This window comes from Brevibacterium permense (assembly GCF_025506275.1).
GTDB classification, from domain to species: domain Bacteria; phylum Actinomycetota; class Actinomycetes; order Actinomycetales; family Brevibacteriaceae; genus Brevibacterium; species Brevibacterium permense_A.
The window spans coordinates 1-628 of record NZ_QYCP01000047.1; the positions used below are offsets into that span (position 1 = coordinate 1).

At 46.2% G+C, this 628-nt stretch carries 1 protein-coding gene; it reads left to right on the forward strand.

Annotated features, from left to right (window positions below):
• The first annotated feature begins 85 nt into the window (after positions 1–85).
• A complete protein-coding gene (locus D3I60_RS01480; protein WP_262774349.1) occupies positions 86–517 on the forward strand; it encodes a helix-turn-helix domain-containing protein in 432 nt (143 codons plus the stop codon).
• Positions 518–628 lie beyond the last annotated feature (111 nt).

Sequence of the window (628 nt, forward strand, 5' to 3'; positions counted from 1 at the left end):
CGCGCCACAAGCGGAATCATTGGACAGATAGTTATGTTCAGGCATAACTTAGTTATGTTCAGGCATAACTATTTAAGGAATTTTCATGCGAAAAGTCACACAGGTTGACCTCGAAACCGGAGAGGATTTGGGCGGGTTTGTCGCCGTGATCCGTCCCAAGCAAAAATCATCGTTCGAGAGGCATTTCACTATGAATCAGGCAGCACTCAAAATCATCGCTACAGAACTGAACCATGAGCAGACAAAAGTACTCATGATGCTTCTCGCAGACCTGGACTACGAAAATTACATTCTGGTGGCACAAATCGACATTGCAGAATCATTGGGAATGAAAAAACCAAATGTTAGCAAAGCTGTTAAAAACCTGATTGAGTTCGGAATAATCCTTGAGGGGCCAAAGATAGGCCGAAGCAAAACCTACCGCCTGAATCCTCAATTCGGCTGGAAAGGCACGGTAAGCAACCACAAGAAAGCGCTCAAAAACGGCCTCAGCGTCATTCAGGGTGGCAAGGTGTGATCCAAGATCACATCACTTCAACGACTCCGGCAGGTAAGGCCTAATCTCAGATCGAAGGGCTGAAAGAAACTCAGCGACATGCTTGCCGGAAACCTTATTCCGTCCATAAAC